The sequence below is a fragment of the Hymenobacter sp. AT01-02 genome, assembly GCF_000961955.2.
Classification (GTDB): Bacteria; Bacteroidota; Bacteroidia; order Cytophagales; family Hymenobacteraceae; genus Hymenobacter; species Hymenobacter mucosus.
This window is the reverse complement of sequence record NZ_JZIR02000190.1, coordinates 1-2,274: the sequence shown is the minus strand read 5'-3', so window position 1 is coordinate 2,274 and position 2,274 is coordinate 1. Positions and strand designations below refer to the sequence as shown.

Here is a 2,274-nt window from a genome sequence, read left to right as displayed (position 1 = left end):
CTTTTGATTAAGTCGGCCATTTACCTTCTTAAGCAGTCGTCGCTTGGTGGAATCGGGCTGCTCGCTGCCGGAGATGACGCGAGTGATAATGGCCTCCACGTCGGCGTCGGAATAATAAATCTTGTCCACTAACTTCACCCGAAGGGAGGGCTGCACCAGTAAAAAGCGAACTTTCTGGTACACGTCAGGTCCCCACTCTGACCCGCCGAGGCTGTCGAGTTGGTGTGGACGGTAGAAAGCGGTAAATACCGCATAGGCCGCTTGTTGGCGCGGGGGTAAGCGCGCCAGTTCGTCTGAGGAAATGGGCGTAGTTTGGTCCCGTAGGGTTTGAAAAAAGCGTTCCAGCTGTGCCGATGACTGCGCCCGATAAGCCGCTTCCAACTGGGCGCCCAATGATTGCGCTTGCGTAAAGAAAGCGAGGAAAAGCAGAGGAAGAAGGCTGTAAACTGCTTTCATAAGCATAGGTATCAAGGCAAGTTCGGACAACAGGGAGAGGTAACTAGCCTTCTACCTTCGTGCGTGAAAGATACACTGCAATAAGGTTATCGCGTCGTGTCTATAAAAGCCTTTCTCTCAATAAAACACCATCCTCCAAGCTTAACGTTTTGGTAGTCCAGAGTCGGTATTATTCCGAGGTCGGGGGTATAACTCCCATTATGTCAAGCGACTTTTCCGCGAAATCTCTAAACTTGGCTATTCGTGCTTTTCTTTGAATATTCTTGTTAGCCTTCTTTTAAGAGAGATTCAGTTTGCGACTTCCCTACTCCGCTGCTCTACAGCTATTATTGCTCCTTTTCACTTGCACCCAGTGTCGGCCCGACAATCAGGCTCAGCACCCATTGACTTAGAAGCAACCACTGATACGCTTGAGGTAACTTCTTATGAAGTTAAAAAAGAGATTGGCCCTGCCTTAAAGAATTGGCAAATCCACGAAATTAATCAGGAGGTAATAGCAGTTCCTTCGGGGTGGAAGCAACAAGTTGACGGACTCGTATTCCACTTAATTCCTCCGCATAGCCATGACGAGCGGGAAGGCTTATCATTTATGCGCTATGAAAAGGATGACCCGACGATCAAGGATGATCGGTTCGTTTGGCAACGCAGCAGACACATGCTTTCGAGTTTCAAAGTGATGACCAGTGACACGCTGCAGAAAGTAGAGCGTCAATCAGATACCCTTTATGAACAGAATACTACCTTGTTGAAAAAGGGGACTCTTTATCAAGGATATTTTCTAGCTTGTGTTACGGATAGCATGATTTATGAGTACAACTTAATCTTAGCGCAGGCAAAGGTTAAAGACTACTCAGGAGACCTGAAGCAAGATATTCTCACGAATCTGCAAATTGGTAAGCAGTATTTATTCTTCGGAGACGATAACCCGGTGCGCAGAATCATCTCGCTCAAACGGTCAGCATTACAGGGTGAACGATAGGCTAGGTCGCTCGTTGTCTGAGAAGCTGCATTATGTTAAGCAACTTTTCTTAGAAGGTAGCCAAGCTAGTAGATAGGTTTTTCTGCTTTTTGTCTAACTCGCTTCCATCTCAAAAAAGCAAGTCAATATCATTCTATTCCTTACCTCTTGCTTATGCATTTGACTCCCGAAGAGACGCAGCTCATTGGTGATTGGCTCCTAATCGATGGAAAGATGCAGGCGGATGTGAACGCACAACGCATCTTGTAGTTACTCAAGCACCAATTGCAATTCGTGGCCGTGGAGCAGAATGGTTGGGGGCAGTTATATCAGAACCCAGCGGATAGCTGCTATTGGGGACTCTCCTTTCCGCAAGGGCATCTTCAAGGTGGCGGCCCACCAACCCTCACACGTTTGAAGCAAGAAGAAGTTAGCCAGCAGTACAGAGTAAGCGGTTAACTAAGGTTTTCATTGCTTAAAGGCATCAATAGCGAAAACGCTATTTTACATAAGATTTACTTTTCGGACACTTACTTTAACTGAATGGAGCCTGTATCTAATGCCGCAGAGTTACAAGCTGAAAACCAAGCCCTACAGGCTCAGCTATTGGAGCGTAGTCAACAACTTTACGAAGCACTCAATGCCTTGGCTGGCATGTGGAATCAATATTGCCCTCCTCCCTTTACTCATGAATGTATGACGGCAGGAGAAGATGCCGAGGCGGTCTTGCAGGCATGGCAGTTACTACGGTCAGATCGAACAGCCATTGACTGCTGGGATCTTGCGCCCGAGGAGGAGATGCCCCCTACCAATAAAGTCGTTGCTGGCTAAAAAAATAGGATTTGCGAAGTAAGTTGCAA

The 2,274-nt window shown here is 47.0% G+C and carries 4 protein-coding genes; 3 read left to right on the top strand and 1 reads right to left on the bottom strand.

The window, feature by feature from the left end:
- Positions 1 to 456: hypothetical protein (locus VI25_RS22225; protein ID WP_152981775.1), on the bottom strand; the 456-nt coding region annotated here is incomplete at its 3' end.
- 352 nt (positions 457 to 808) lie between these two features.
- Here VI25_RS22225 and VI25_RS22220 point away from each other — a divergent pair.
- The 3 genes from VI25_RS22220 (at position 809) to VI25_RS22215 (ending at position 2,245) form a co-directional block, all read left to right on the top strand.
- Entirely contained in the window at positions 809 to 1,435 is a 627-nt protein-coding gene (locus VI25_RS22220; protein WP_055562916.1) for a hypothetical protein, read from the top strand.
- A gap of 264 nt (positions 1,436 to 1,699) precedes the next feature.
- Positions 1,700 to 1,873, top strand: a complete 174-nt coding sequence (locus tag VI25_RS29095) for an Imm27 family immunity protein (RefSeq protein ID WP_410503457.1) — start codon at positions 1,700 to 1,702, stop codon at positions 1,871 to 1,873.
- 84 nt (positions 1,874 to 1,957) lie between these two features.
- On the top strand, positions 1,958 to 2,245 hold the full coding sequence (locus VI25_RS22215) for a hypothetical protein (RefSeq protein ID WP_055562915.1): 288 nt from the start codon (positions 1,958 to 1,960) through the stop codon (positions 2,243 to 2,245).
- The last annotated feature ends 29 nt before the right edge of the window (positions 2,246 to 2,274 follow it).

Excerpts from the sequence above, each read along its gene's own strand:
- VI25_RS22215 (WP_055562915.1), top strand. The coding sequence starts at position 1,958 with ATGGAGCCTGTATCTAATGCCGCAGAGTTACAAGCTGAAAACCAAGCC.